Below are 26,092 nucleotides of genomic sequence, written 5' to 3' on the forward strand. Positions count from 1 at the left end.
CTTTGAAAATTATTTAGTTGATTCAAGTAAAGCCTTGAATAAATTTACTGGGAATTTACGATCCATATTTAAATAATCAAGGAGCATCATATATAAATCAAATGGTAATGCACCAGCCAGTATTGTTCTCGCTAGGAAAAACTTTGCATCATCTTCACCACATACCTTCATAGCCTCCATAGCCTGCAATGCGGTGAAGACTGCGTAAAGACCAGGATTAACGTGGTATACTGCGAATATCGTCAATATGCTATCTGCGTATTGGCTAACGTCCGTCAAGCCTATGAGCTTTTTAACATTTTCCTGGATCTCGGCGAATTTATTCACTAATGCGTTTATGTCGTTTGATAATTCAGGGAATAACTTGATTAGCATGTTACTGCGTTCTTCGTTATTGTGTCATAATTCCTTAACATGCAATCACTTGGTTTTATGTTAAAGCTCACTATGATTAATTGGGCTGTCTTCTTCACTTCCTCCTTAACGTCAGTACTGGCTCCAGTGTTGCTCATTAGGGCGATGGTGCTAAAGGGGGTATTAAAGCATTTAGTAGTAGAAAGGAGTACGATCAAGTCTATTAGATGGTACGTGATCATGAACCATGGCTTTTAACGTGATCATTGACTGACTTATTTAGATCCTTATCAATGCGTTGTCTCTAGTAAAGCCTTTAGTAGGTTTATTGGGAAGTTATGATCTAGGCTGAGGTAATCAAGTAGTAATCTATATAGATTATTCGGAAGTGAACTAGCCAATAGTGTCCTCACCAGGAAGAATTTCGCATCAGATTCACCGCACATTTTCACGGCTTCCATTGCCTGAAGTGCTGCAAAAATTCCGTATATTCCTGGGTCAACATTATACGTGGTGAATATCGTCAGTACAGCATCTGCGTACTGTCCCGGGTCCTTTACCCCAACGAGTTCCTACTGGCCTCCTGTATTTGAGTAAATTTGCTCGCCAATGCATTTATCTCAGCTGATAATTCGGGGAATAACTTAAGTGTTTGCTGTAAGGCGTTTAGGGTTATTGTTCCATAATTCTTCAGTAGGCAATCGCTTGGCTTTACGTCTAGAGCAGTCGTTATTATTCGGGCTATGTACCTAACAATCTCCTTAACATCTGCAGCACCTGGTGCGCCAACTATTAGGTTTGGCGTTTGATTATCCATTATAATATTTATTAAATTGAAGTATATAAATATTTAATTAATTGATAAGATGTTATTTGTGCATTAATTCTAAATAAAGTACTTCATAACTTAATTGTGAAAATTAATGATTATTCAGGGGTAAAAAGTGAGAAACAGAAAATCTACCTATAATTGGCATCAATACCATTGGTGAAATTATAACCGCAATAGGCTTCCAGGGAATTAAGACTTTAGGCGCTCTCAATTCAATCCCTATGTTCTCAATTACATCACTAATGCAGCGATTCAATGGTTTCACGCAAACCCTCCTACCATTAGAAAGACCCCTTAATAAATCATAAACTTCATAAATCACGTTGAACCTAGGCCCAATGAGGTGCTGCAGGTAATCCCTACTAACCTCGACCTCCGACTCTATTGTGCCATCGGGAAATATCCTGGTATGTATTTCCCAGGGTGGCTCAACCCTCATGGCGAGGCTATACCTCTCGCCCTTATTCACGGCAAGTATAGTTGGCTTAAACCCTTTCCTAATGAGTTCCTCGGCTGCGTAATCAACCTCATCCTGCGGCACCCTAATTACGAATATATTCCTCCGAGGCCATTCATTATCATGTTGAGCGGTATCCTATATCTACTCCCGTCATTGAATCTTACGTACCAGCAGATAAACCCTGTAAACCCCACCCATGCAATTAATCAGCGACTGGGCGCTTAATTACTCTATTGCTAAATGGCCACCAATTCCATTTGCCGAGGAGCACTATTATTGCTGGCACAAGCAGGGGTCTAACGATGAATGAGTCTATAATGACTGAGGATGCCACGGCAAGCGCCACCTGCTTTAGTATGTAAATGCTCGATAGGGCCAGCGATGCGAAGGCCATGGCGAGCACCAGCGCTGCGCCAGTGACTACGGGTCCCGTGAACTCCACAGCCCTGACAATGGCCTCCTTATCACTAAACCCATTAATGACCTCCTCCCTAAACCTACTAACTATAAATAGGTCGTAGTCCGTACCCACGCTTAATAATAGTGATATCAGGATCACGGGCATTAACCAATAGGTCTTTATCCCCATCAATCCCTGGAACACGAATATTGTTAATGCTAGAGACCAGGTAATGCTCATGAGGACGGTTGCCACGAGCCTCAGTGGTATCATCACCGACCTCATGTATACCGAGAGTATGACAATGTTTATTGCTATCATTAAGTATAGTATGAAGCCGTAGTACTCACGCTCAAAACCAAGCACGAAGTAGTACTTATACGATGGTGAACCACCAATGAGTACCTTAACACCGTACTCCCTAGCTATCTCATTGGCTATCTCCCTGAGACTTATGTAAATCGGTATCAACTTATCCGATAGTGATTGTTGGTTCACAAGAGCCTTTATTATGTATAGACCTGAGCCATTATATGCGAGGGCTGCGTTGATTACGTAGTCCTGGCCCTTAACAGCGTTGAGCAACGCTATCGCGGCCGTCTCATTGCCGTAAACCACCAGGTATGCCGTTGAGTAGTCGTAATTCCTGAAATAATTAATTAACAACGTAAGCCCAACCTTAGCAGGTGTGTTTGGCATTACCTGGACTGGATCCGTGGTTATGCTTATATTCAGTAGTAGGTATGCGAGGGCTAGTGCCGTTATTGCTAGGAATATGGCAATGATGGTTTTCGGCCTATTAACCGCAAACCTAGCCATTCTCGAGAGGAAGGCTGTCCTTAACTCAACAGACTTAGCCCTCAAGCCCATGGGCCATAACACGCCATCGCCAAGTATCCTCATTATTTCAGGCAGTACCACCGCAGTTGCGAGTATGGTAAGGGATACGGCGATTATAAAACCTATTCCAATGTCCTGGATATAGCCATACCTAGAGACTGCAAAACTACCAAGCCCAAGCCCAACAACTGACGCGCTCGCTAGGATTGTTGGTCTAACGCGCGATAAAACAATGCTTAATGTCTCATCCCTGTCATGCCCCTTAATCCTCTCCTCGAGATACCTACTGAGCATTAGCATGCTATAGTCAACGCCTATGCCAAAGATTATTGGGGCAACCATGTACACGGTGAGGTAGTAAAGCTTGAAGTGTATTGCCCAGACATAGAGGAGCCCAAGTGATGATGCGTATGTTAGGCCGAGTATTGTCAATGACATGATAGGGCCCACCAAGGTCCCCAACATGGCTATCATTGTCACGAACACGAGCACGGCGGTGGTCTTATCGATTATGTTCACGTCGCTTGTGACTATTTTATCGAGTTCGTACAGGATAACATCCGTGCTCACTGGGTATACCCAATCCTTGCGTATTAATAGGTCGTAAACCTCATCCTCGTAATTGCTTGGTAATGATATGAAGGCCACTGTGTACGTGCCATTTAGGAACTCCTGGGTTAGGTTGTCGGGTAAGTCGAGAATGCTTGGTGGTGGGTGTTCCTGAATTAATACGTTTGTGACGCTACTTCTTAAGTTACTTAGTACGGTGTTTACGACGGATGAATTGCCATTACATGCCATTTGGTAAATGTATGGCGCTAATATTTGCGGTGTACTGTTTAAGTATTCCTGCACTAGTAGGAATTTTAGGATTTTTATGTTTGTGTTTGGTCCGAGTAAAACCGCGATCCTCAGATTGGTTTCGTTAACGCCATTATTGATTAACAGGTTATACACATAACCACTTATGTTGCTTATGCTCATTCCCGGGTACTCCTGCTGTATTAACTCTTCATAATTCGTTAATAAAATCCCCGTCATATTAATTGACGCCAGAGTTATTGGTGATGGATTGTTACCAACTTACTTATTAATTGGGTAAGGGTTTCATTAGCTAATTCATTGATGAATTGGTCATATTGACCGTATTTGATTTCGTAATCCCTCGTCGTTAAGCTAAATAGTGTATTTAATGATGCGTTTGGGTAATTCCTTAAGTAGTAATTTTCGATTTCGTAATAAAGTAATTGGGCATAATCCACAGTTGCATTGAATTCGCCACTAACCTCGTCACTTACATTATAGACCATGGAGTAATACTCCTTGTTTAGTTGTATTATTGATGAGCACTCGTTATTCAATGACCAATAAAGGTTCCATACGGTGCCTGTCTCATTATTAATTATTTCTGCTGTGATGTTGCTTATGGTTTCATTATAAATAGTATAAACAGTGTTATAGGTTGTCAGGAGGTCGGTGATTGTTATATTGGGTGAGTCCATGTTCTTGACGATATTATTTACATAGTTTAGCCTATCCTTAATGTTTATCGTTTCATTACCACTTAACTTAATTACAACTACTAACGTGGTCTCATTGGAGGTTCCTATATACTTATTGACAAGGTTATCAACAACAATGGGTTCTATATTGCTCGGCATTAGCTGTGACTCGTCGTACGTCAGCACGTTAAATATATTTAATGAGTGCTGGGCTAGGTATATCATTGCAATTAACCAAATCGTGATTATCACAATCGACAGTGCCTTCCTCGATATCATCCGCAATAAGGGATTTTAACCCATATTAAATACCATTCTACGTGAAGGGTAATGAGGAGGTTGTTAAGCTTGTTAACATTAGCAAGAGGTATTACCTAAGCAGCAGTGTTTATGTTGATGCGCTAATCAACGTGAACCTATCGATAAGGAGGGGGGAGATTGCAATTGTCATGGGACCTAGCGGCAGTGGTAAGACCACGTTAATGAATATAATGGGCACGCTTGATAAGCCAACCAGTGGTAGGGTCATTATTGATGGTGTCGACGTTACCGACGCAGATGAGAAATACCTAACCAGGTTTAGGCTTGAGAGGCTTGGCTTCGTGTTTCAGCAGTATAACCTGATCTCCCAATTAACGGCGCTCGAGAATGTGATGCTCCCAATGCTCTTGACAGGTAGGTATACGAAGGATGAGGCTAGGGAAAAGGCGAGACTCCTCCTGGAGCTGGTTGGCATTGGTGAGTTTGCCAATAATAGGCCGAGTCAGTTAAGCGGTGGCCAGCAGCAGAGGGTTGCCATTGCTAGGGCATTGGCTAATGACCCGTCATTCATAATAATGGATGAGCCACGGGCTCCATAGACCTAGCCAGCTCATACCTAATACTCGACTTAATTAAGTTGTTGAATAGTGCTATGGGTGTTACCTTCGTGATTGCGACGCACAATATGGAGGTGGCGTCAATCGGTAGTAGGATAATATACCTCAGGGGTGGTAGGGTAATGAGTGAGAGTGACCTCGTTAGGATTAAGGAGGAGTTTAGTAAGTTGAGGGTTGATAAGACGGCTGTCATTAAGTCCTACCTCAGGATACTGGATCTTGAGGAGAGGAGGTTGAGGAGGCTTGGTCAGGACTTAAGTGAGGTAGAGAGGAAGAGGGATCTAATAAATAGTTTTATTGGGTCTACATAGTGAATTAGGTTTAATTAGTAAGTGAACTATCCGCATTATGATGAACATTAAGTATGCGGCACTGGCGATATTGACGGTCGTGGCATTATCGTTAATGGGGACCACAGCATACGCCAGTGAATCAGTGAGTGCGTACTTCACGGTCAATTACGTCACCCAACTAAGCCCAAATAACCAAGTCACCAATTACTACGTTGAATATGCATTAACGCTCTACAATAATGAACCATACCCAGTCCCGCTCAATATATCAATGACCGTACCGCCATACTCAAACATAGTATTCGTATCACCATCAACGGCCTTAATAAGTGGTAATACGGTAACCTGGATAATCACGCTACAGCCATACTCCCAAGAGGTCCTCACCCTGAGGTTCCAGCCAGTCTACACACTACTGCCAATGGCATCCGTGAATTACGAAATACTCGTTAATGGTTCAGGCATAAATTCGACGATAATTAATGGCGGCATCGGTACTAAGGTGGATTTTTCAGTGAATGTCACGAATTCCCTACCATTCCCAATAATGACAACAATAGCACTAACAAGGCAGTCCGGCCTATCCTATGAATATAACATTACACCAACACTGAGCCAGAGCATACTGGGTTATGAAATTGATTACTGGATATTCAATACGGAAAACTCTTCCTCATTATCGCTGGGCATGATTGTTGAGAATATGGCCCATGGCAGAGTGTCAGGATTAATCCAATAACTGTCCAAGCGAGCATTGACTTGAATGAATCAATTAATTCCCTAAATGAAGCCATTAACAGCCTTAACAATACCCTCAATCAATTAAGGAACTTCACAGGCTCCCTAATGAGTGCTTCCGGAACCACAAATAATTACACGGCGCAGTTCCTACAATTGATAAACCTGCTCAATGAGACTGCCCAGGTACTCGGTGCATCAGCATACATAATAAATTCAACACTAATGGTCGAGAGCTTACTCCAGGCGCAATTAATCGAGCTTAAGATAGCACTCACGGCGGGTGGTCAGGTACTTGGTACTGAGGCCAATGTGGTATCTCAACTAAGGAGTTTACTTAGCCCAATAGTGAGTAATGAGCAGGAGTACCTTAACTCCCTGAACGCGTTGAAGCAAGACCTAACCCAAATAGAGCATTCAACTACTAATACCACGTTAATTAATGAAATAAATAATGCAATAACGTTAATAAATCAAATCGAGAATGCATTAACAACGCTTTCCCAAATATATAATGGTCTCGGCACAGTCCAGAACGAACTTACGACAACGCAGAACCAGGTTAATCAAGCTACCCAAGGCCTTAACTATGCAATAGCTGCTGCTAACGAGAGTGAGACATTAATAATCAATATATCGAGGAACCTCTACATCCTTCACAATGAACTACTCAGTCTAACCAATCAATTACTAATTACGTACATAAACCTATCATCATACCAAACAAAGGCGTTATCCTTCATGACCCAGGTAAGTGGGTATGAAGGCGAGATTGAGAGTACAATCATGAGTGATGAGGTTAAGAAGGCCGTGTTAACGGCCTTAGCCAGGCAATACCTAAACTACCTAAGTATCAATAGTACTAATGTTAGTATTGACGTGACTGTGGAGGAGACATTCGTGATCAACATGCCATCGATCGTGAACACCCAATACCTATTACAGTTAATAAACACGACGTCGATCCAGGGTAATGAATCAGCGAGCCACAGGGTGGTTGGTGTTGTAATTACGAATTATGGCATTTATTACCCATTAATTATTAGCATTGCCGTATTGATAGCGTTGATATTTATATTAGTAAGGAGGTTTCACTAGGGAGATTATTTCTAATTTCAATAAGCATGGGTGTTTTCCTTAAATAGAGGTATATTCGCCTTGCTATGTGCGTAGTACTCACGATGAATTAGGCGAGATGGAGAGGTACATAAGCAAGATCATAGAGTTTCTCGGCGATGACCCAGGTAGGCCAGGATTAAGGGAGACGCCTCGTAGGTTCCTAAACGCACTACTTGAGTTGACATACGGCTTAAGGGAGTCTCCACCCTCGATTAAGTTCTTCCCAATGGAGGGTAATAAGTACGTTGGGCGTATATCGATCAATGACATTGAGTTTGTGTCGCTGTGTGAGCATCACCTATTGCCTGTTATGGGTACGGTCACCGTAGTCTACGAACCATTGAATAGTGAGGTGCCTGGGTTGAGCAAGGTGGCTAGGTACGTTAAGTGGCTTGCCGCAAGGCCCATGCTTCAGGAGAGGTTCACTGTTAGGCTTGCCAATGAGCTTAAGGAGGTTCTCCACGCTAAGTATGTTTACGTTAGGGTCTGCGCACTACACATGTGTGCGATGATTAGGGGTGTTAAGGATGAGGATATGTACATGGTCACGGAGGCCTGGACAGACGGCATAAGCAGTGATGAGCTAAAGGAATTAAGGAATTCAGTTCACTGCAAGGTGCCCAAGATAGTCCTAACTAAGGAATATTAAGGGGTAAGCCGCAATAACCGTGCAATGAACCTGGTAAGCCATGTCGAAATAGTCACGCACATTCACGCAACCGAGAGCGAGCTCAAGGTCGTGAGGGCACTACTCAATTTAATACCTCCGCAGTATAGGGACGGCGCTAATATAATGAAGAGTGAGGGTCAGGGACACTTTGGCAATGATATTAGCACCGTGAAGGTGCAATTTAAGGGTGATGAGGCCCTGGAGATCGCTAAGTACATATTCGGCATCATAGATCAACTTGATAGGGAGATAGTGCTTGTTACCATCAATAGTAGGTTTGAGGACGGTAAGCTATACCTAAGGTTCAATAAGCAACTTGCCTACAACGGCATTGCCAGACTTGATGATGGTGATGACGTGATTAAGGTAATAATAAGGTTCAATCACTGGGTGATTAAGAATGAGGGTATTGAGAATGTGATCAAGCAATTAATGCGGCATTAAGGCCTTGGTAGTGTCACGGCGCCCATGGATGCAGACGTGACTAACGACGCGTACTTAGCCAGTAAGCCTCTCGTGTACCTCGGTGGCGGTGGCTGCCAATTCTTCAACCTCCTCTTAATCTCCTCCTCAGGCACGAGTAGGTCAAGTCGTCCATTCTCTACATCGATTAGTATCCTATCCCCATCCTCAACAACCGCTATTGGCCCGCCTACGGCTGCCTCAGGGGCTACATGACCAACCATGAACCCTCGCGTCGCACCGCTGAACCTACCATCCGTTACCAACGCAACATCCTTACCCAGCCCAGCCCCAACTATTGCCGCAGTTACCCTAAGCATCTCTGGCATTCCTGGACCACCCTTGGGACCCTCGTACCTAATCACCGCAACATCACCCGGCTTAATCTCACCCCTCCTAATCGCCTGGAACGCCTCCTCCTCACTATTGAATGGCCTTGCCCTACCCTCAAGCCTCATTAATTCCGTAGCCGCAACCTTAATGACCGCACCCTCAGGGGCTAATGAACCCCTGAGTATCCTGATACCACCCCAGGGCTTTATTGGATTACTAACATCCCTAACGATGTGTTCATGCGGTACATTGGGGAACTTATAATCTCTCAGGTTCTCCTCCAGCGTCTTACCTGTTATTGTGAGTACCTTACCATTAAGCAACCCAGCCTTCAGGAGCTTAAGCATGACCAGTGGAACCCCACCAACTACGTCAAGGTCAGCCATCACGTAGTCACCACCAGGCCTTAAACTCGCAATGTACGGTGTCCTCCTCGATATCCTATCAAAGTCATCCAGCATCAACTTAACGCCAGCCTCATATGCAATGGCCAGTAGGTGTAGTATGGCGTTTGTTGAGCCGCCCATCGCCATTAGTACCGTTATTGCGTTCTCGAAGGCCTCGTATGTCATGACATCCCTAGGCTTTATACCGAGCTCCATGGCATTCATTAATGCGACGCCGCTCTCCACGGCATACATGACCCTCCTGGCCGACGTGGCTGGTGGCGAGGCGCTCCCTGGCAGGGCCATACCCAACGCCTCTGCCATGGCCGCCATGGTATTCGCCGTAAACATGCCGGCGCATGTTCCATAGGTTGGGTGGGCCCTCCTCTCTATTTCGTAGAGCTCATCCTCGGTGATCTTACCCGCCAGGTACGCGCCCACTGCCTCATGAACATCCTCGATAGTGAGCTTTAGATTACCGTAAAAGCCAGGCTCCGCAGTTCCGCCGTACAGGTACACGGCGGGTATGTTTAGCCTTGCCATTGCCATTAGTATTCCCGGCGTCGTCTTATCACAACCACCAATACCAACAAAGCCGTCGAATGCGTGGGCATTAATCTGCGCCTCTATAGTGTCCGCAATGACCTCCCTACTCACTAGGCTATACCTCATGCCCTCAGTACCCATGCCAATATTATCATTAACGACTATCGTGGGCACAGTTAGTGGTGAACCGCCAGCCTACGCACACCCTCCTTAACGTGGACCGCCAACTGAAGCGTGTGTATATTGCACGGGCCAGCCTCACTCCACGCAGCGACCACGGCTACCAAGGGCTTACCAATGTCCTCGTCAGAGAAGCCTATGGACCTGAGGAAAGCCCTATGCGGGGCATTTAAGACACCGCCGTACCTCTCCTGACTACGTAGATTTACCTTAACCATCAATAAACTATATAATTAAGCCCTATTAAATTAATGCGCTATTTAACGCATTAAATGAGGACTAACATAACACTTAATAACTTTGGTATAGGTTAATACTCAGTATGTCATTCACACTCACAAGCCCCGCCTTTAAGTACGGTGAGAGAATACCCAGGAAGTACACGTGCGATGATGTCGACATAAGCCCACCGCTCCAATGGTCAAACACGCCGGCTGGCACAAAGTCCCTAGTCCTAATAATGGAGGATCCAGACGCACCAATAGGCGTATTCACACACTGGGTACTATACAACATTCCGCCAGATAGGACCGAACTCCCCGAGAACGTGCCAAAGACGCCCGTCGTTGAGGGCATCGGGGTTCAGGGTATAAACGACTTCGGTAGGGTTGGCTATGGCGGACCATGCCCACCAAGGGGGCACAAGCCTCATAGGTACTTCTTTAGATTATACGCATTGAATGCGGTACCCAACATTAAACAGAGGGCGTCGAAGGACGAAGTACTGAGGATAATCAAGAATAGTATAATCGGGACCGCCGAGTACATGGGGACGTACTCGAGGTAAAGATTACATATTATTTCATTGATAGTAAGCCAGATTGGGATTAATAACGAAGTGACCTCAAAAGGAATGGGCGTGTTGTGAGTTTTGCGTTCCCTGTTTAAATCATGCCTCGGACAAGTACCTCCACGAAAGTACTACTCCTATGGCTGAGAATATAACCGCGAAGGCTATTAAATATGCATAATCAAGCACTAGGCTCTGCCCCGTTATGCCAAGTAATAATTGCCTATTAATATCGTTAACGTATGTTAATGGGTTAATGAGCGCGATAGGCTTTAACCACCAGGGCATTGACTTGACTGGGTAGAAGGAGTTACTTGCGAACATTAGTGGCATGTTTAGTAGGTTCATTATCGCCATTTGGCTCTCCCATGATGTTGACCTTAGGGCCAGGGTTACGAATAGGGATGCGAAGCCCATGGACATCAGGGCAAGTGCGGCGTAGGCGCCTAGTACGTCCAGTGGGTTTAGGCTTGGGTTCAGCTTCATACCAAGCATTATCGCTATTATCAACACTATGGTTGACTGAACCAGGGACCTAATCATGGAGTTCAGCACCTTGGCCATTATAATGTTGCCCCTGGGCACAGGCGTAGTTAGTAACTTGCTCAGGACACCGAGTCTCCTATCCCACACAATACTCATACCACTCTGCAATGACGTGAACAGGGTTATGAAGGAGAGCATCCCCACAGCTAGGAATGAGAAGTAGTCAGTAGTGCCGAAGTTCGCCTTGAGGACCTCAGCCGCTACCTCATCAATGACCTGCTTAGGTATGTTCAACCCAGGAATGTTAAGTCCATTCGTAAACATGGTTGCGAAGTTCATGGACTTCCCAAAGAAGGCAAGCCAAACGATCGGCTGTATTAGCGAGATTATGAGTATGACGGGCACCTTATACCACTTGGCCAACTCCCTATTCGTTAAGGACCAAAGCCCATGAAGTGGGTGTAGTCTGGTGCTCATTCCCATCACCTCCTGGCCCTCGCAATCGTCCTCATAAACCTCATGAAATCCTCGGAACTACCCTCCTCATCCCTAAGCCTCCTACCCGTGAACTCCAGGAAAACTTCATCCATCGTTGGTTCCTTAATTGTTATACTCGTAGCCCTAATACTAAGCTTATTAAGGGCCTCAAGGATTATTGGTGCTGCCGTATTACCATTCCTCACCTTAAAGGTTATTGTATTACCATCCACAGAAACCCCAGTAACACCCTCAATACCCTCAATCACCTTCCTAGCCAGGTTAACATCGCCACTAACCTCAATAGTTATTACATCACCACCAACCTTCTCCTTAAGTTCCTTAGGCGTACCAATGGCGAGTATTTTACCGTGGTCAATAATGGCAATCCTCTCCGCATACCTATCCGCCTCTTCCAGGTAATGCGTTGTCATGAATATTGTCGTGCCATACTGCTTCCTAAGCCTATACACGTAATCCCAAATGGCCGCCCTTGTCTGAGCATCAAGGCCGAGAGTTGGCTCGTCAAGGAAGAGGATGATAGGCCTATTTATTAGGCCCATTGCGATCTCCAACCTCCTCCTCATACCGCCAGAGTATGTCTCAACCTTCCTATCGGCAGCGTATGACAACTCCACCAGATCAAGCAACTCAGCAGCTCTCTCCTTGGCCTCCTTCTTCGGTATTCCATATAAAGCAGCAACAAGCATTAGATTCTCCCAACCCGTCAAATCCTCATCACTAGTATATTCCTGAGGAGTAACGCCGATTATCTCCCTAACCTTAGCCGGTTGCTTAATCACATCGTAACCACCAACTATCGCCGTACCCTCTGTTGGTCTCGTCACTGTGGTTAGCATCTTGATTGTTGTGGTCTTACCCGCACCGTTTGGACCAAGGAATGCGAAGACCTCCCCGTAATAGACCTCGAAGTTTATGTGGTCAACGGCCGTGAAGTTCCCATAACGCTTCGTCAGGTTTATGGCCTTAATAGCCGTTTCCATAACGATCAACTCAGTGGTTCACGCCCCAAATATAAATCTTTCTCTAAACCGATATCGAATAACAACCACAGCAGCCACCCAACACATACAGCACAAACACACCAAGAACCCACTCAACCACGAACACGACCAATCAATGGCAATAAGTGCCTCACAACCTAAACGATTACTTCCCCACCAATGCCCACTCCCACGCACCTAATTAAGGGATTAAGCACATGCATGAACAACGAATTAAGCATGATCGAAACCATGCATTGAAGGATATTTAGTGTGCACGGTATCGTGCTCTCTCCATTTTACAATGGATAAAGCATCATTAGAACAGGCACGGTTTTGAGAGGTTGAAATACCGTTGGAACAAGAATTCAATTTCTAATGCAGATCGTAAGAACAAACACGGCTCGTAAAGATTAGGAGTAGAAAGATGTTCCAATGGCGCCTAAATACGAAAGAGAAAAATTTATAAAACCCTAGATAAAGTAGCGAAACAGAGGATTTCAATAGAATATTGAAAGTACCTGGTTAGTGGGGCAGGGTTCAATGCCCACACATTCTTAGCGAGGATTTCAATAGAATATTGAAAGAACATGAACCACGTAATTAATGTAATCAACAATATTGACGGAGGATTTCAATAGAATATTGAAAGTTTCACAAATCATGATTGGTATTGAAAAACCCTCTTCAAATGAGGATTTCAATAGAATATTGAAAGACCAAATCAACACTACTACTGAGTGAGTTGGTGCGAGCGAAATGAGGATTTCAATAGAATATTGAAAGTTAGTGGTCATACAGGAGCCACACCAAGCTTTCTTTTAAATGGGAGGATTTCAATAGAATATTGAAAGGCCTGTATTAAGCCTCTGTACCGCATTCCAGTACCTACGAGGATTTCAATAGAATATTGAAAGTTTTGGTTTTGGTGCGTTACCAAGTGTGATATCGTGCCAAAGAGGATTTCAATAGAATATTGAAAGTCACTGCACCCAGTTGCCCTGTAGATTACACCTGTCTATGTGAGGATTTCAATAGAATATTGAAAGGGCCTTAACGTAATCCCTGACCTCACGTGGTACCTTTATCCTATGAGGATTTCAATAGAATATTGAAAGCCTATAAACAACGATGGACGAACCCACCTCGCGCTCTGCCGTCCGAGGATTTCAATAGAATATTGAAAGGAGTACTGGGCATTACTGAAGCCGAGTATCACGCCTTGCTCGAGGATTTCAATAGAATATTGAAAGTCAGTTTCGTCTTACACCACCTGTTATGCCACAGTAGTGGAGAGGATTTCAATAGAATATTGAAAGGATTTCCTCGAAGACTGCCGTGAACTCGATGGGTTGCATTGGCTGGAGGATTTTCAATGGATTGTTGAAAGTGGTATGGCTGTGGGTGCTTATTGTCTAATATTCGCTATGTGTTGGGGTTTCAATGGTGGGTGTTGGTTATGGGTTTGTCTTCCTTAGTACCTGTGTTATGTTTGGTGTGAATTGGTCTAGGGTTATGTGGGGTATGAATTGCCTTATGTATTCGAAGGCGTTTATTATTGGCCAGTTTGTGTTGTTTCCCTCGCTACTCCTTAGCTCTATGTACCCTGCCCTCCATAGTGCGGTTAGTGTGTTGGCGTATAGTTTCCTGGCCCTTATTGCCTCCTCGGCAGCCGCCACTTCCTTGGGCATTACCTTGATGGCTATGTTTACGTTGTTTATCATTGCCTCCAGCTCGTCCTGCGTGTAGTTGTTCCTAATGACTGGGCATAGGGTTGATACCACGAATTCCACCGTGAAGTCGACGAGTTTTAGCTCTGGGTCTATCACGTACCTGATCACCCTGGGTAGGTATGGGAATGACCTGCAGGTTAGTGGCTTGTAGAGTGAGTGTACTTTGCAGGTTTTGTCGTCCTTGTTCAGGAATGGGCATATGCCCTCGCTGTTTAGTTGCATTAGGTATGATAGGGCGACCCTGACGCCGTTCTTTACGTCGGTTATTACGTAGCCTGGCTTAAACGTTAGGTCCCTAACATCCAGTTCCTCGGCTAGTCTGGTGAGGATTATCACCTCGTGTGGGAACACGGTAACTGGCGATATTGTGCAACAGTAGCCACAGTTCGGCATACACTTAAACGGTATTACCACGCCCTCTCACCCTGACTTCACTAATTAAATTATTTTCTTCATCAGGTATTATGAACAACCAGACACCAGGTGGGGCACCAACAATACCTCCTTGAGCCTCTTAACTGCATACGCCCTACACCTAATTAGCTCTGCTGGGCTCCCACCACTGATTAGTGTCCCCGCCCTATCTATGTAGACGCCGATTATATCATCGAGTATTGCGCCGAGTAGGTCCTCCTTGAATCCATCACCAACGTGTATGGCGATGTCGGGCTCGGCACCGTGGGTTAGCAGTGAGTATGCTCGCTCGAAAATGGCTGGGTGAGGCTTGGCCCTACCAACCTCGTCGGCGTAAACCTGGACATCAATGAACTTACTCAAGCCGAACTTATCAAGTAATCTCCTGGAAACTGTGCTGCTCCAGAATATTACGTTTGAAATAACCCCAATCATGAATCCATCACTCTTCATCTCCATTAACACGTACTGGGCGTCCTCACTGGGTCTCACGTTGTTCGACTCGAGTAGTGTATTCGCTATTATGTTAGCCACGTCCATTACCATTCTCTCATTAAGCTCAATCCCATACTTACGGGTTAGTCTCTCCAGGAATGTCCTCACGTTATCCATGGGTGGTACATAGGCCATCTCAACAACTCTCCTAAGCCTGATCTCCCTATCAAGGCCTGTGTAGATCTCGTAAACATGGTCAAAATGAACCTCAATATCCCGTGACTTGAGGTACTTGGTTATGTTCATGGCTATCTCCTCTATTAACTCCTTACCGTAGTTGATCAGCGTGTTGTAGACGTCGAATGTAATGACTTTAAGGCTCATTAATTCACTATTCAATCACATTATTTTAAGCATTCCCGCTCATTTAAGGGGTTATGTTTTTAAACTAAAGGTTTAAGCCCGCACTCGGTGTTAAACCTTTGGTTCAGGTAACAATAATTAGGCTAATTGGTTATAGAGAATGGACTGAGACGCTCGGTCCAGATAGGGAGCACATAATCCAACGCGTTCAAGCCCAATTACATGGTGAATTGATTAATGTGTTTTCAAGACTTAATGCCTGGGCTCACCCGCTTAGGTATGATTACCTATTCGCAATAACCAATGGCTTGAATAATTATGAATTAACGAGAATAATTAAGAAACTGAGTGAATACAGCCCGGTACCCCTATCTGGCGGTACATACGCGGATATCAACCCAAGGATTGCCGAGAGGGAGGCCTTCAGGCTCGTGATGAAGGCTTCCCCTGGCGAGTCATTGATTGGGGGTGGTGATGATGGTTATGCGGCTATTGCCCACATAGACCTTATCGACTCGACAACCAGTACTGAGTGGACATCCAGTTATCAATTGTATGAGTATGTTTGGGGCGTGGTTAACCAGGTAAGGCTTTACCTAGCGCCGTACGGTGGCATCACGCTTTATTTGGGTGGTGATAATATAGTGTCGATAGTAAAGCCCACGATTAATGAGGCAGACCTCAGGCCATTGGCCAACCTGATAAATGCGAGGATAGGTGTTGGTATTGCACATAGTGGCAGAACCGCCATGAAGCTCGCAACCGAGGCGTTGGACAGCCTCAGGTCTAGGAATGATCATGGAGTGCTGATTCTCAGGGAGGATTAATCAAGCTTGGGCTTCTTGACTAGTTTAATCTTGTTAACCCTACCCTCCTTAATGACCTGGACATAACCAGAATTCTCCAACCTCCTGATCGCCCTCCAAAGCGTTGCCTTGGGTATGTTCAGTCTCCTCTGGAGATCTGCCTGATAAGCCTCACCACCCATATCAATCAATGCCTTAAGGACCTCCCTATCGGTTGGGTTCAACCCCTCAACAATTACCGGGCTAGCCTCAGCACCTCTATGCCTAGTCACAAATGAGTAAGCGAGTATTGCGGCTACGGCTGCAATAACGATGAAAACCACGTAGTAAGGCGTTAATCCCAGGTTGGGTGAGGTCTTCGTTATTTCTGAGGTAGTTGATGTATTTGTGATTGCGGTTGTGGTGCTGGTGTTGCTCACGCTTGTTGGCATGGTTGTGGTTTTATTCGTTACGGTGGTCACTGATAGTTCCGGCATGAAACCTATTGAGTAATTGCCAGGCGCAATTTGTAGTATTATGCCATTACTTACCTTAGTGAAGTTCACTATTGAACTTATTGGTAATTCCGTTATTAGCACGTTATTGCCTACGAAGAGGTTTACGGTGTATGGCGATGAGACATTAATGACCAGGTAGCCACTGGGTGTTTGAGCTACGTAGGGTATGTACTTGATTATGAATGAGCCATTACCAAAGACAGGTATTATTAAGTGATTCCCTATGAGTATTGCAGGTATTGCCGAACCACTCGAATTTTGCACAACTATTGGTCCTGTCGGCTCCAGGGGCTTTACGGGTAATGTAATGTTTAATAAAGCCGTGCTTTGCATAGTGGTTACGTTTATACTTACCAATGAGCCATTACCCAATAGGTATATTAATATGGTGATTATTGCTGTTAACACCATTAATTTCAATTAGTGCTTATTGATTTAAAAAATTTATTGATTCGCGTATTAATTAAAAAGAGAGATAGAATGAAAACAGAAATATTAACGAAATTAATTAAAAATTTAACAGAAGCCATGATCAAGACGTCCTCATTAACCTGCACCCTTGCCCCGCCCTCCCTGCGAGCCCTGTTGTCCTCCATTTCCCTGATTATGCTGCCCCTTCCCATGCTGTTGTCCTCCCTGTCCCTTGCCCTGACCCTTTCCGTGTACTTGCCAGCCCTTCGCCTCCTGACCAAACTGTTGCGTTTCATTAAGCCAATCACTGAATCCCTTACCATGCTTAAGCATCGCCAATAACTGCTCCTGTGCAGTCTCATTACCCTGTATTAATGGGTATATTGCCATCAATTCCTTAAACATTTCGTGCAACTCCTTAACACTCGTTATGTTGAGCCCCGTGATGTTCGTGAGCATGCCTAATTCGTGGTCGAGCATTGCCAGTTGCGTTAGGGTTTCATTGAGTGTTGTTGAGCCCTTTATTATCTGCTTTACGTAGTGCTCAAGCTCATGATCAACCCTATTCGCAAAGCCAATCTTCTGCTCCTCATAGTACTGACTAGTTATATTACTTAATAATGACTTATATTCACTAAGTAGTGTCTCTGCCTCGGAGTAGTTACCACTGACTAATGCCTGCTTTAGCTGTCTCAGTAGACTGTATATTTCGCTTGCCTGTGTGCTGTTTAGTAATCCCTGTTGTTCGAGTCTTGTTATTGTTTCGTTGAGCAGCATTAGTCTGAAGGTTAGTGTTTTATTCCAGATCTCAGCGTGTTTCTCAAGTATATAAGCATGGACTAACTGGTGCCTAAGGTGTACCAGGAACTGAAGGGCTAGCAAGCACTCACCCTTACTTACGAGGTAATTGGTAATGTTCTGGAGAGTTGTAGGCGTCAGGTTAAAGCCTGTTATGTTGAATCCCGTGAATGTGCCATTTATTTCCGTCTCATTAAGGCCCGTGGCATTAATGGCTATGAGCGACGTGGCGTTGACCCCACTCATGTTTGTGCCGATTCTCATTAACCACATGTCGTCTATGTACAGGTTGGCCTGTACTGCCGTTAGTAGTCCAGGTGGGCATGTGGTTGCATTAGTCATTGTTACATTGCTGGCTGTTGTAGTCGTTGCATTGACTGAGGTCGTCGCATTAACGCTAGTTGTGGAGTTAGTTGTTTGAGCCAGCAGTGGGTTTGCGGTCATTGTCACGGTCAACACCAGTACTAGTATTAACGTTACAACCAGGGTTATTACCCTCATGTCTATTACTTCCTTATTCCTCGTATACATTGTTATTCTATAAACTATTTTACCTAATAAGGAATCCTCCTGAAAAATACGTTCAATTACTGTGAAACAGTATGAAACCAAGGGATATGATTCTTAAAGACTGGTAACTACCAAGGATCCATGCTTATTTTAATTGACCTGGACGGCACACTACTACCCCTCGAGGCGTGGGACCCGGTATTCCAGGATATTAGCATGCAAATAGCCAGTAAGGTAAACGTTGACTGGGTCACCATATATAGGGCAGCCAAGAACCTGAACAGGGAGTTACTGAAGGGTTTCACCGTGAGGGCCTTCGACTGGGACTACATATTCACTGAGGTTGCTCATAGGTTTGGCGTGCCCATGAACATAGACGTGAATGAGACCTTGGTTAAATACGTACGTGGTTTTAAACCCTTCGATGGGGCCTTCGAGCTACTTAGGGTGATTAGGGATTTGGGGCATAGGGTCGTCATAGCCACAAATGGGTTGTATAAGTATCAGTCAGTGGTCATTGAGGAGTTGGGCTTCTCGAAGTTCATCGATAGTATCAGGACGCCAGACATCATCGGCTGCCCCAAGAATTGCCGCGAGTTCTTTGATGGCGCCCAGGTAATGATTGGTGATAATCCACTCTTCGATGTTTACTACCCGGCGAAGTTTGTTGATGACCGTGTTTATTGGTGATTGGGAGAAGAGATTGAGTTACGTATTGGATGTGTGGGGTATTGACCTATCGAATATAAGGCCCACATACTCCTTCAAAAGCATTAAGGAATTATTAACAGCCCTGCCTAGCATACTAATGAATAGTCGTGCCGGATAACTTCCTTACTTTAATGAAGAATACCGTTATTACCACGAAGTCTATTACTATCATTACATGCATTATCGTACAATACATACACAACGCATGGAGTAGGTACGTCTCAACAAATATTAAGTACGGGACCACGGCAATGCCTATGAACCTCCAATAAAATAACGTATTAAGTGCCAGCGAGGCCGGTCTTTGAGGGCCTAGGTCGTATATTAAGACGAGGATTATGTTAGCAATAAACCAAATCGCGGCCAGTAGGTCCAGCGGTACGCCACCTATGTCTGAGTACCTACTCGAGAGTACCCTTTCACAATCAATGGTCACCCCCGGAAACGGTGATTTAAATGACGTACAGAATGGCGGTAATTCATGTAGGTAGTAATACGTGTATATTACCACTGATGATGCAAACAAACCCACTGCCGAGAATGCCAGCATGAGCACTAACCATGTCTTCACCAACCTCCTCATCATTACGGTAGGTAAAAACTGGACTTAAATACTAATCTCACAATGCAATTACTGCATAGTAAATTGGCTTTAACGACCTATTAATTTATTTAAGGTACTGCGTCTAATTACGTACGATGTCCGAGGCGGGTAAAAGGGTCATATTTCATGAATTGCTAACGCCCGAGGAGGCGTTGAATAAGATATTCAGCACGGTTAAGGTTGAGCCATTGGGTACGGAAACGGTAAGTATCGAGGATAGTTATGGCAGGGTATTAGCTAGGGACATATACTCGAGGATTGATGTACCACCATTTGATAGAGCTACAATGGATGCTTCGCCGTGAGGGCTGAGGATACATTCGGCGCTGATGAGTTAAACCCAATTAGATTAAAGGTCATTGGTAATGTGGAGACTGGGGCCGAGGAATTGCCGCAGGTTAATTCTGGCGAGGCCGTTGAGATAGCAACTGGAGCCCCAATGCCGCCTGGCGCCAATGCCGTGGTCATGGTCGAATACACGAAACGCAGTGGTGATGAATTAGTGATATATCGCTCAGTCACGCCTGGCGAGAACGTAATGTCCGTAGGCTCTGACGTAATGATGGGCGAGTTAATACTCAGGAGGTGCACGGTGATTAGGGAGAGAGAGGTTGGTTTGCTCGCGGCTGTGGGTATTGATAAGGTCGAGGTGTTTAGGAGACCTAGGGTTGCGATTATATCCACGGGTAATGAATTGGTAAGTCCAGGTAGGGAATTGGGTCGTGGCAAGATTTACGACATAAACACATACACGATAGCCCACGCCGCTAGGTCAATGGGTGCCGAGCCCATCATCATGGGTATCGTCAGGGATGATATTAATGAAATGAGAAGTGCCGTGAATAGGGCATTAAGCATGGGCGACCTGGTACTACTATCAGGTGGGACCTCGGCGGGGCTTGCGGACCTGACGTACAGGGTTCTCGACGAAATTGGTCCTCCGGGCATAATAATTCATGGCCTTAAGGTGAAGCCGGGAAAGCCCACCGTTGTGGCTGTTTCAAGGGATGGTAAGCTCGTCATTGGGCTGCCGGGCTACCCAAGTTCGGCATTGATGATATTCAACATAATAGTCAAGCCAATACTGGCGAAAATGCTGTGCACAGGTGTTGATGAGGTTAAGATCAAGCGAGACTTGCCATTAGGGCTGATGGGGCTAAGGGTAGGAGGGCGTTATACAGTGAGCCTGGTTGACACGGGCCACGGAGTAGTGGCCTACCCATTACCTGCTGAGTCCGGTGCCATAAGTACGCTTGCCTTCGCTGATGGTTACATAGCGATTCCAGAGACCGTGGAGTACCTGGATAGTGGTGATGAGGTTGAGGTAGCACTATTCACACATCAGTACATGCCAGCTAACCTATACATAATTGGTAGTCATGACCTGGGGCTTGACGTACTAATACCAATGCTCCCCGGTTTCGTCAGGGCTAGGGTGATTAATGTCGGCTCAATGGGTGGGCTCTACGCTGTTAAGCGTGGCGAGGCTGATGTGGCTGGTCTGCACCTGGTTGATGAGGAGACTGGACAGTACAACATTCCGTACATGATTAAGTACAGTGTCAACAACGCAGTCCTCATTAGGGGCTACTTCAGGGAGCAGGGCCTCATAGTGCCCAGGGGAAACCCAAAGAACATTAGGAGTATTGAGGACCTGCTCAGGAGTGACGTAAGGATTGTCAATAGGAATAAGGGTGCAGGGACCAGGTTCCTATTGGACCTAAAGCTGAAGGAGATAGCGGCTAAAATGGGCGTTAAGTTCGAGGAGTTAGTAAGGAAGGTTAATGGCTACTACTACGAGGTCAAGACACACACGGCTGTAGCTGCCGCGGTGGCCCAGGGTAAGGCAGATACTGGTGTTGGTATTAGGGCTGCGGCTGCAATGTACGGGCTCGACTTCATACCACTTGGTTGGGAGAGTTACGACTTTGCAGTACCAATTGATAGACTTGAGAAGGACAGCGTTAAGGCATTTCTAAACATGCTGAGGAGCGATGAATTCAAGAATGCCCTCAGTAAATTGCCTGGTTATAGGGTTCCCGATGATATAGGTACGATTATCTGGAAGCCAATAATTTTTCTATTTTAAATAGCAATTTAACGCAGAACTACTTAATAGGTAATGTATCCACGAAATACACCTTCCTAAGCTTCTTATAAAACGCCACCCGGGAATTGACGAAATCCATTAATTCCCTATCAGACGCCTTACCCCTATACTCATCATGCAACACTACATAGGCAACGGGTAATTGACCAATGCTTGGGTCCTCAGCCTGCTCACCAGTTACGTAGGCCTCCTTAACGGCTGGATGTCTCATTAAAATTATTTCCAAATCCCTTGGGAATATTGGATAACCCTTATACTTAATCATCCTCTTCTTAACACCCCTGAAGTACAGTAGGCCCCTTTCGTCCATCACCATTAAGTCACCAGTCAATAACCAGCCATTGTAATAGGCCCTCCTCGTGTCCTCTGGGTCTGAGTAGCCCTTCATGGTCCAGGGAGCCCTTGCCGCCAATTCACCGACATACCCACGCCGAGTTCCTTAGATGGGTCATTCGGGTCCACGATTTTCAATTCCGCGCCGGGTATTGCTGAGCCCACCGTGCCCGTTACGTCCCTGTACTTAACCGGCTGTACCGTTAGCACGTATGCCTCGGTTAATCCGTAGAACTGAACAAGTGGTATACCGAACCTTTGATAAAACCCGAGTTGTGTTGATGGCGGTAGTGGCGCTGCCGCCGAAAGGGCCAACCTAAGTGATGACAATGTGCTAGGGTCGAGATCCTTATTATTGAGTATTTGGTCGAACATTAGCGGTACACCCGCGAACACGGTTATACCATACTTACGTATCAATTCCGGCGTACCCATCGCATCAAAGTGCCTAGTAATGACTGCTTTAGCACCCCTCACAAATCCTGACATGAGCTCGGTGAGACCAAGTATGTGGGCCAGCTGGGCGGCCACAAGCACTGAATCGCTTGGGTTAAGCCAATAGCCTCGCCAAATGCGTATGGCCCGGAGTAGAGACTGAAATATGTGTGCCAGACCTGCATCGTTCTACCTGCAATACCTGCGTAATAATAAATCAAGCCAACATCATCACTCCTAGCTTCGGTTGGTTTAAAGCCCGTTAAGGACCACTGCTTAGTAGGTCTTGGAAGCTCATTATTCCCTGCCCAACTGCATTAACGCCAATGACCCTATACTTTGATAAAACTGCGGATTCTCTCTCAATTACGGATCTATCCGCAATAACTACCTTAGGCGATGAATCACCTAATTGATAATCAAGATCCTCGGATATCGTCAGTGGATCTATGATGACTGTGGCGGCGCCAAGCATCCAGACGGCAAATAACGATATCACAGCCTCCACGCTATTGCTCATGACTATGGCAACCCTATCCCCATGACCAACACCAAGTCTGCTAAGTGAACCTGCAAGCCTAGTAGCCTTGTCGTATAAGTCGCCATATGTTAACGAGATGCCCTGCTCATCGATGAGGAATACATCGTTTGGGCGGCTCCGTGAATAATCAAGTAATGCGTCTATGGGGTTTTGATACGGATAATTCAATTCTGAAACCATGCCCATCACTGCTTTATGTAGCCACGTTCGATTAGGGCAGCCTTTATGTCATCAAGTGTCCTGACGTCGTCAAGCGTGGATATGTCGCCATAAGGCTCATTCCTTACCAACGCCCTTAGTAACCTCCTCATTATCTTGCCCGACTTAGTCTTTGGTAACCTCCTCACTATGATCACATCATCAACCTAGTACCTGATGCCCTGGCAAATTCCTTAATATCATTAATCAACACCTCAGAGGGTGTCTCTCCAGACTTCAGCACTACAAATGCTAAAACCCTTTCACCACCGCCAGGTGCTGGTGCACCAACCACCGCCGCCTCAGCAACTGCCTTATGCCTGGCTAGGACACCCTCTATATCCATGGTCCCGAATCTCTCACCAGCAATGCTCAGTATGTCGTCAGCCCTGCCCAGTACGTATAAGTAACCGTCTGAGTCGTAGAACCCATAATCACCAGTATAGAAGTAGCCTGGGAACCTACTCCAGTAAGTCTTCACGAGTCTCTCATAATTCGGGTCATTCCACATCTTAGCCATTGCGGGGTTTGGAATGGCAATGACTATGTAGCCCCTTTGCCCTGGCGGTAGTGGGTTACCATCATCATCAACCACGAGCACTTACTGCCTGGGAATTGAATACCGGCCGAACCAGGCTTAAACGGTATCTCACCAAGGCCATAGGGCGTGGCGGCAATCGGTATTAGGTGCTCAGTCATCCAATAGGCATCGGCAATCACCGTGTTTGGCAACTGCTGTATGTACCACTCGGCAACCCCCGGATTCAGTGTTTCACCGGTGTTCAGTATCATCCTGAGGCTCGATAAATCACCCTTCAACGCATCCTCACCAATACTCCTTATTGTGTATAGCGTGGTCGTACTACTCCAGATCAGGGAGACCCTGTACTTCTCGATTATCCTTGCGAATAAATCTCTCTTATAACCCACGAAGCCCTCAAACAATAGCCCGGTCAACCCCATCACGGGTATTGTGTATAGGTTGGCCATGGGCCACACGGGCCACCCCAACTCGCTTATAGTCCACCAAACATCAGTATCCTGTGGGTTGAAAATAGCCCTAAAGGTCCAGTTAAGGCCTACTGGGTAACCACCATTACTCTGCCATAGGCCCTTAGGCCTACCCGTGGTGCCCGACGTATAGTATATGGTCGCCGGCTCATTGGCCTCGACAGGGACTGGCTCGACATAGACCTTACCCTTTGGTGCAATATCCTCATACACGAGGTCCCTACCCTGCTTTAGGTTGAGGTCTGAAAAGCCCCTTGAAACAACCAGGACCTTCTCCACGGGCGTCTGATATTTCTCAAGTGTCCTATCCACCAAGTCCTTCATCCTAACCTCATCACCAGCCCTGAACCCCTTGGAGGCTACTATGAACACCTTTGAACCGCAATCCTGAAGCCTATAGGCGAGGGTTTCCTCACTCAATCCAGCATAATGAATAACCAGGGTGGCGCCCAGCTATGCACTGCAAGACCGAAGTAAACAGCCTCGGGTATGTTGGGCATCATCATTGAGACCGTATCACCCTTCTTGACGCCTAGCTCCTTGAGTACGTAAGCAGTCCTATTCACTTCCCTGTAAAGGTCCCAATAACTAACGACCCTACTATCACCTCTCTCACTCTCGTAGTAAAACGCAACCCTATTCGCCCTACCGGTATGTGCCTATCAACCGCATTATAACTAATGTTTAGGTAGCCACCCCTAAACCAATAAACGTCGGGAGCCCTACCCTCAAATATGGACTTCGGCTTCTCGAACCAGGTCAGGTACTCAGCCTTGTCAGCCCAGAACCTGGCTGGATTCTCAGAAGCTCAATAGCCATTCGCCTTATTCTATCTAAGGAATAGAACTTTTGATTCACCGCCATAAATAAATACTTACAAAATTACTTTTTAAGCATTACCGCAATAAACATTAACATAAGATTTATTGAAGCATTTATAATTATTAATTATGAAATACCTAACCAATAGTATTTTTATAATAGTCAAATGTCAACTCCTCATACCACTTGGGAACCCTTGGCTCGTAAAGGGAGAACTTGGCCAATGGATATGGGTGAATCCTTCTCACGGCATTTATACCTGGAATAATTAGGTCGAGGTATTTGGCCGGGATTATAATACTTATTTCATGGCTCTCCGTCCTCCCAAGTATGAGCTCCCCAGTTCCGGGAATATTTACCTGAACCTTGCCAGTCTTATGTGAGTATGGTATTAAGGTACATGAGGCCAGGCCTATGTAAGTAATCTCGCTGGGCATAACGCCATGCCAAATAAAGGCTTTGGCTATAGTTGCTATTTGGGCTGGTAAGCCGTAGATTACTACCACGTGAGGTTCGAAATCAATTCTATCCAGTGGCGATATCAGTACGAGGTTTACCGAGCCTGGTTCGAGAAACCTTGAGTGAAGTACCTCCACTATCCTATTCATTG

At 45.5% G+C, this 26,092-nt stretch carries 29 protein-coding genes, 2 pseudogenes and 1 CRISPR repeat array; of the genes and pseudogenes, 12 read left to right on the forward strand and 19 right to left on the reverse strand.

Going from position 1 to position 26,092, the window contains the following annotated elements:
• Positions 1-9 precede the first annotated feature (9 nt).
• From JCM14467_RS04370 to JCM14467_RS15775, 6 genes are all read right to left on the reverse strand, one after another.
• Positions 10-375, reverse strand: coding sequence for a hypothetical protein (locus JCM14467_RS04370; protein ID WP_054849290.1), 366 nt, complete (start codon positions 373-375; stop codon positions 10-12).
• Positions 369-512 carry a hypothetical protein gene (locus tag JCM14467_RS15765; protein WP_252900684.1) on the reverse strand — a complete coding sequence of 48 codons (144 nt, stop codon included), beginning with the start codon at positions 510-512 and terminating at the stop codon, positions 369-371. The genes JCM14467_RS04370 and JCM14467_RS15765 overlap by 7 nt, the downstream gene beginning before the upstream one ends.
• Positions 513-910: 398 nt before the next feature.
• A complete protein-coding gene (locus JCM14467_RS15770) occupies positions 911-1,171 on the reverse strand; it encodes a hypothetical protein (RefSeq protein ID WP_252900685.1) in 261 nt (86 codons plus the stop codon).
• Between the two features lie 103 nt (positions 1,172-1,274).
• On the reverse strand, positions 1,275-1,727 hold the full coding sequence (locus tag JCM14467_RS04380) for a hypothetical protein (protein WP_252900686.1): 453 nt from the start codon (positions 1,725-1,727) through the stop codon (positions 1,275-1,277).
• Positions 1,728-1,848: 121 nt separating this feature from the next.
• On the reverse strand, positions 1,849-3,927 hold the full coding sequence (locus JCM14467_RS04385; RefSeq protein ID WP_252900687.1) for an MMPL family transporter: 2,079 nt from the start codon (positions 3,925-3,927) through the stop codon (positions 1,849-1,851).
• A 17-nt stretch (positions 3,928-3,944) separates the two neighbouring features.
• Positions 3,945-4,667 carry a hypothetical protein gene (locus JCM14467_RS15775; RefSeq protein WP_252900688.1) on the reverse strand — a complete coding sequence of 241 codons (723 nt, stop codon included), beginning with the start codon at positions 4,665-4,667 and terminating at the stop codon, positions 3,945-3,947.
• Positions 4,668-4,708: 41 nt separating this feature from the next.
• Between JCM14467_RS15775 and JCM14467_RS15780 the strand changes: the two genes are divergently transcribed.
• The 6 genes from JCM14467_RS15780 (at position 4,709) to JCM14467_RS04405 (ending at position 8,530) form a co-directional block, all read left to right on the forward strand.
• Entirely contained in the window at positions 4,709-5,248 is a 540-nt protein-coding gene (locus JCM14467_RS15780) for an ABC transporter ATP-binding protein (protein ID WP_252900689.1), read from the forward strand.
• Between the two features lie 41 nt (positions 5,249-5,289).
• Positions 5,290-5,577 (forward strand): hypothetical protein, encoded by a 288-nt coding sequence (locus JCM14467_RS15785; protein WP_252900690.1) that lies wholly within the window; start codon positions 5,290-5,292, stop codon positions 5,575-5,577.
• Between the two features lie 40 nt (positions 5,578-5,617).
• A complete protein-coding gene (locus tag JCM14467_RS15790; RefSeq protein ID WP_252900691.1) occupies positions 5,618-6,298 on the forward strand; it encodes a hypothetical protein in 681 nt (226 codons plus the stop codon).
• A 20-nt stretch (positions 6,299-6,318) separates the two neighbouring features.
• Entirely contained in the window at positions 6,319-7,395 is a 1,077-nt protein-coding gene (locus JCM14467_RS15795) for a hypothetical protein (protein ID WP_252900692.1), read from the forward strand.
• 97 nt (positions 7,396-7,492) lie between these two features.
• Positions 7,493-8,065, forward strand: a complete 573-nt coding sequence (gene folE, locus JCM14467_RS04400; protein WP_054849363.1) for a GTP cyclohydrolase I — start codon at positions 7,493-7,495, stop codon at positions 8,063-8,065.
• Positions 8,066-8,089: 24 nt separating this feature from the next.
• Positions 8,090-8,530 carry an RNA-binding domain-containing protein gene (locus JCM14467_RS04405; protein ID WP_054849291.1) on the forward strand — a complete coding sequence of 147 codons (441 nt, stop codon included), beginning with the start codon at positions 8,090-8,092 and terminating at the stop codon, positions 8,528-8,530.
• On the opposite strand, the pseudogene ilvD reads toward JCM14467_RS04405, so the two are convergent.
• Positions 8,527-10,211 (reverse strand): annotated as a pseudogene (ilvD, locus tag JCM14467_RS04410) (dihydroxy-acid dehydratase). The gene JCM14467_RS04405 and the pseudogene ilvD sit on opposite strands and share 4 nt — an antisense overlap.
• 104 nt (positions 10,212-10,315) lie before the next feature.
• Here ilvD and JCM14467_RS04415 point away from each other — a divergent pair.
• Positions 10,316-10,780 (forward strand): YbhB/YbcL family Raf kinase inhibitor-like protein, encoded by a 465-nt coding sequence (locus tag JCM14467_RS04415; protein WP_054849292.1) that lies wholly within the window; start codon positions 10,316-10,318, stop codon positions 10,778-10,780.
• A gap of 102 nt (positions 10,781-10,882) precedes the next feature.
• Here the strand turns inward: JCM14467_RS04415 and JCM14467_RS04420 are convergent, their stop codons facing one another.
• The 4 genes from JCM14467_RS04420 to JCM14467_RS04435 form a co-directional block, all read right to left on the reverse strand.
• Positions 10,883-11,752 (reverse strand): ABC transporter permease, encoded by an 870-nt coding sequence (locus JCM14467_RS04420; protein ID WP_054849293.1) that lies wholly within the window; start codon positions 11,750-11,752, stop codon positions 10,883-10,885.
• Positions 11,752-12,750, reverse strand: coding sequence for an ATP-binding cassette domain-containing protein (locus JCM14467_RS04425; protein ID WP_054849294.1), 999 nt, complete (start codon positions 12,748-12,750; stop codon positions 11,752-11,754). The genes JCM14467_RS04420 and JCM14467_RS04425 overlap by 1 nt, the downstream gene beginning before the upstream one ends.
• A 493-nt stretch (positions 12,751-13,243) precedes the next feature.
• Positions 13,244-14,069: a CRISPR direct-repeat array (repeat unit 25 nt; unit sequence GAGGATTTCAATAGAATATTGAAAG).
• Between the two features lie 138 nt (positions 14,070-14,207).
• Positions 14,208-14,897: a YkgJ family cysteine cluster protein gene (locus JCM14467_RS04430; protein WP_252900693.1), complete on the reverse strand. Its 690-nt coding sequence runs from the start codon at positions 14,895-14,897 to the stop codon at positions 14,208-14,210.
• A 48-nt stretch (positions 14,898-14,945) separates the two neighbouring features.
• Positions 14,946-15,716: an HAD family hydrolase gene (locus JCM14467_RS04435; protein WP_054849295.1), complete on the reverse strand. Its 771-nt coding sequence runs from the start codon at positions 15,714-15,716 to the stop codon at positions 14,946-14,948.
• A 98-nt stretch (positions 15,717-15,814) separates the two neighbouring features.
• Here JCM14467_RS04435 and JCM14467_RS04440 point away from each other — a divergent pair, with 98 nt between their 5' ends.
• Positions 15,815-16,522, forward strand: a complete 708-nt coding sequence (locus tag JCM14467_RS04440; RefSeq protein WP_054849296.1) for a GTP cyclohydrolase IIa — start codon at positions 15,815-15,817, stop codon at positions 16,520-16,522.
• Here the strand turns inward: JCM14467_RS04440 and JCM14467_RS04445 are convergent.
• Positions 16,519-17,409 (reverse strand): helix-turn-helix transcriptional regulator, encoded by an 891-nt coding sequence (locus tag JCM14467_RS04445; protein ID WP_054849297.1) that lies wholly within the window; start codon positions 17,407-17,409, stop codon positions 16,519-16,521. The genes JCM14467_RS04440 and JCM14467_RS04445 overlap by 4 nt on opposite strands.
• Before the next feature lie 135 nt (positions 17,410-17,544).
• Positions 17,545-18,738 (reverse strand): hypothetical protein, encoded by a 1,194-nt coding sequence (locus tag JCM14467_RS04450; RefSeq protein WP_054849298.1) that lies wholly within the window; start codon positions 18,736-18,738, stop codon positions 17,545-17,547.
• 120 nt (positions 18,739-18,858) lie between these two features.
• Here JCM14467_RS04450 and JCM14467_RS04455 point away from each other — a divergent pair, with 120 nt between their 5' ends.
• Positions 18,859-19,407 (forward strand): HAD family hydrolase, encoded by a 549-nt coding sequence (locus JCM14467_RS04455; RefSeq protein ID WP_252900694.1) that lies wholly within the window; start codon positions 18,859-18,861, stop codon positions 19,405-19,407.
• The gene (locus JCM14467_RS15800; protein WP_252900695.1) at positions 19,394-19,546 is read left to right on the forward strand and encodes a hypothetical protein; all 153 of its coding nucleotides are present in this window, start codon (positions 19,394-19,396) and stop codon (positions 19,544-19,546) included. Before JCM14467_RS04455 ends, JCM14467_RS15800 begins: the two co-directional genes overlap by 14 nt.
• On the opposite strand, the gene JCM14467_RS04460 is transcribed toward JCM14467_RS15800, so the two are convergent.
• Complete coding sequence (locus tag JCM14467_RS04460) at positions 19,523-20,014, reverse strand: vitamin K epoxide reductase family protein (protein WP_342765460.1); 492 nt, start codon at positions 20,012-20,014, stop codon at positions 19,523-19,525. The two genes, JCM14467_RS15800 and JCM14467_RS04460, sit on opposite strands and share 24 nt — an antisense overlap.
• Before the next feature lie 113 nt (positions 20,015-20,127).
• Here JCM14467_RS04460 and JCM14467_RS15805 point away from each other — a divergent pair, with 113 nt between their 5' ends.
• Together JCM14467_RS15805 and JCM14467_RS04465 are read left to right on the forward strand one after the other, a co-directional pair.
• Positions 20,128-20,337, forward strand: coding sequence for a hypothetical protein (locus JCM14467_RS15805; RefSeq protein WP_252900696.1), 210 nt, complete (start codon positions 20,128-20,130; stop codon positions 20,335-20,337).
• Positions 20,334-22,121, forward strand: coding sequence for a molybdopterin biosynthesis protein (locus tag JCM14467_RS04465; protein WP_252900697.1), 1,788 nt, complete (start codon positions 20,334-20,336; stop codon positions 22,119-22,121). Before JCM14467_RS15805 ends, JCM14467_RS04465 begins: the two co-directional genes overlap by 4 nt.
• A gap of 19 nt (positions 22,122-22,140) precedes the next feature.
• On the opposite strand, the gene JCM14467_RS04470 is transcribed toward JCM14467_RS04465, so the two are convergent.
• The 5 genes and pseudogenes from JCM14467_RS04470 to JCM14467_RS15835 form a co-directional block, all read right to left on the reverse strand.
• Positions 22,141-22,554 (reverse strand): AMP-binding enzyme, encoded by a 414-nt coding sequence (locus tag JCM14467_RS04470; protein WP_252900698.1) that lies wholly within the window; start codon positions 22,552-22,554, stop codon positions 22,141-22,143.
• A complete protein-coding gene (locus JCM14467_RS04475; RefSeq protein WP_054849301.1) occupies positions 22,527-23,012 on the reverse strand; it encodes an AMP-binding protein in 486 nt (161 codons plus the stop codon). The genes JCM14467_RS04470 and JCM14467_RS04475 overlap by 28 nt, the downstream gene beginning before the upstream one ends.
• Before the next feature lie 160 nt (positions 23,013-23,172).
• On the reverse strand, positions 23,173-23,637 hold the full coding sequence (locus tag JCM14467_RS04480; protein ID WP_054849302.1) for an AMP-binding protein: 465 nt from the start codon (positions 23,635-23,637) through the stop codon (positions 23,173-23,175).
• Positions 23,637-25,518, reverse strand: a pseudogene (locus JCM14467_RS19830) (AMP-binding protein). Before JCM14467_RS19830 ends, JCM14467_RS04480 begins: the two are co-directional and overlap by 1 nt.
• A gap of 101 nt (positions 25,519-25,619) precedes the next feature.
• Positions 25,620-26,090 carry a DUF169 domain-containing protein gene (locus JCM14467_RS15835; protein WP_252900702.1) on the reverse strand — a complete coding sequence of 157 codons (471 nt, stop codon included), beginning with the start codon at positions 26,088-26,090 and terminating at the stop codon, positions 25,620-25,622.
• Positions 26,091-26,092: the final 2 nt, after the last annotated feature.

It is taken from the genome of Vulcanisaeta sp. JCM 14467 (assembly GCF_001316245.1).
Taxonomy (GTDB): Archaea; Thermoproteota; Thermoprotei; order Thermoproteales; family Thermocladiaceae; genus Vulcanisaeta.

What these genes read in the sequence shown, in the direction of transcription:
- JCM14467_RS04415 (WP_054849292.1), top strand. Translation starts at nt 10,316, where the DNA reads ATGTCATTCACACTCACAAGCCCCGCCTTTAAGTACGGTGAGAGAATA.
- JCM14467_RS04455 (WP_252900694.1), top strand. Translation starts at nt 18,859, where the DNA reads ATGCTTATTTTAATTGACCTGGACGGCACACTACTACCCCTCGAGGCG.
- JCM14467_RS04405 (WP_054849291.1), top strand. Translation starts at nt 8,090, where the DNA reads ATGAACCTGGTAAGCCATGTCGAAATAGTCACGCACATTCACGCAACC.
- JCM14467_RS04480 (WP_054849302.1), bottom strand. Translation starts at nt 23,637, where the DNA reads ATGGGCATGGTTTCAGAATTGAATTATCCGTATCAAAACCCCATAGAC.
- JCM14467_RS15765 (WP_252900684.1), bottom strand. Translation starts at nt 512, where the DNA reads ATGAGCAACACTGGAGCCAGTACTGACGTTAAGGAGGAAGTGAAGAAG.
- JCM14467_RS15805 (WP_252900696.1), top strand. Translation starts at nt 20,128, where the DNA reads ATGTCCGAGGCGGGTAAAAGGGTCATATTTCATGAATTGCTAACGCCC.
- JCM14467_RS04385 (WP_252900687.1), bottom strand. Translation starts at nt 3,927, where the DNA reads ATGACGGGGATTTTATTAACGAATTATGAAGAGTTAATACAGCAGGAG.
- JCM14467_RS04460 (WP_342765460.1), bottom strand. Translation starts at nt 20,014, where the DNA reads ATGATGAGGAGGTTGGTGAAGACATGGTTAGTGCTCATGCTGGCATTC.
- JCM14467_RS15790 (WP_252900691.1), top strand. Translation starts at nt 5,618, where the DNA reads ATGAACATTAAGTATGCGGCACTGGCGATATTGACGGTCGTGGCATTA.
- JCM14467_RS15775 (WP_252900688.1), bottom strand. Translation starts at nt 4,667, where the DNA reads ATGATATCGAGGAAGGCACTGTCGATTGTGATAATCACGATTTGGTTA.
- JCM14467_RS04420 (WP_054849293.1), bottom strand. Translation starts at nt 11,752, where the DNA reads ATGGGAATGAGCACCAGACTACACCCACTTCATGGGCTTTGGTCCTTA.
- JCM14467_RS04445 (WP_054849297.1), bottom strand. Translation starts at nt 17,409, where the DNA reads ATGGTGTTAACAGCAATAATCACCATATTAATATACCTATTGGGTAAT.
- JCM14467_RS15770 (WP_252900685.1), bottom strand. Translation starts at nt 1,171, where the DNA reads ATGGATAATCAAACGCCAAACCTAATAGTTGGCGCACCAGGTGCTGCA.
- JCM14467_RS15835 (WP_252900702.1), bottom strand. Translation starts at nt 26,090, where the DNA reads ATGAATAGGATAGTGGAGGTACTTCACTCAAGGTTTCTCGAACCAGGC.
- JCM14467_RS04450 (WP_054849298.1), bottom strand. Translation starts at nt 18,738, where the DNA reads ATGTATACGAGGAATAAGGAAGTAATAGACATGAGGGTAATAACCCTG.
- JCM14467_RS04425 (WP_054849294.1), bottom strand. Translation starts at nt 12,750, where the DNA reads ATGGAAACGGCTATTAAGGCCATAAACCTGACGAAGCGTTATGGGAAC.
- JCM14467_RS04370 (WP_054849290.1), bottom strand. Translation starts at nt 375, where the DNA reads ATGCTAATCAAGTTATTCCCTGAATTATCAAACGACATAAACGCATTA.
- JCM14467_RS04435 (WP_054849295.1), bottom strand. Translation starts at nt 15,716, where the DNA reads ATGAGCCTTAAAGTCATTACATTCGACGTCTACAACACGCTGATCAAC.
- folE (WP_054849363.1), top strand. Translation starts at nt 7,493, where the DNA reads ATGGAGAGGTACATAAGCAAGATCATAGAGTTTCTCGGCGATGACCCA.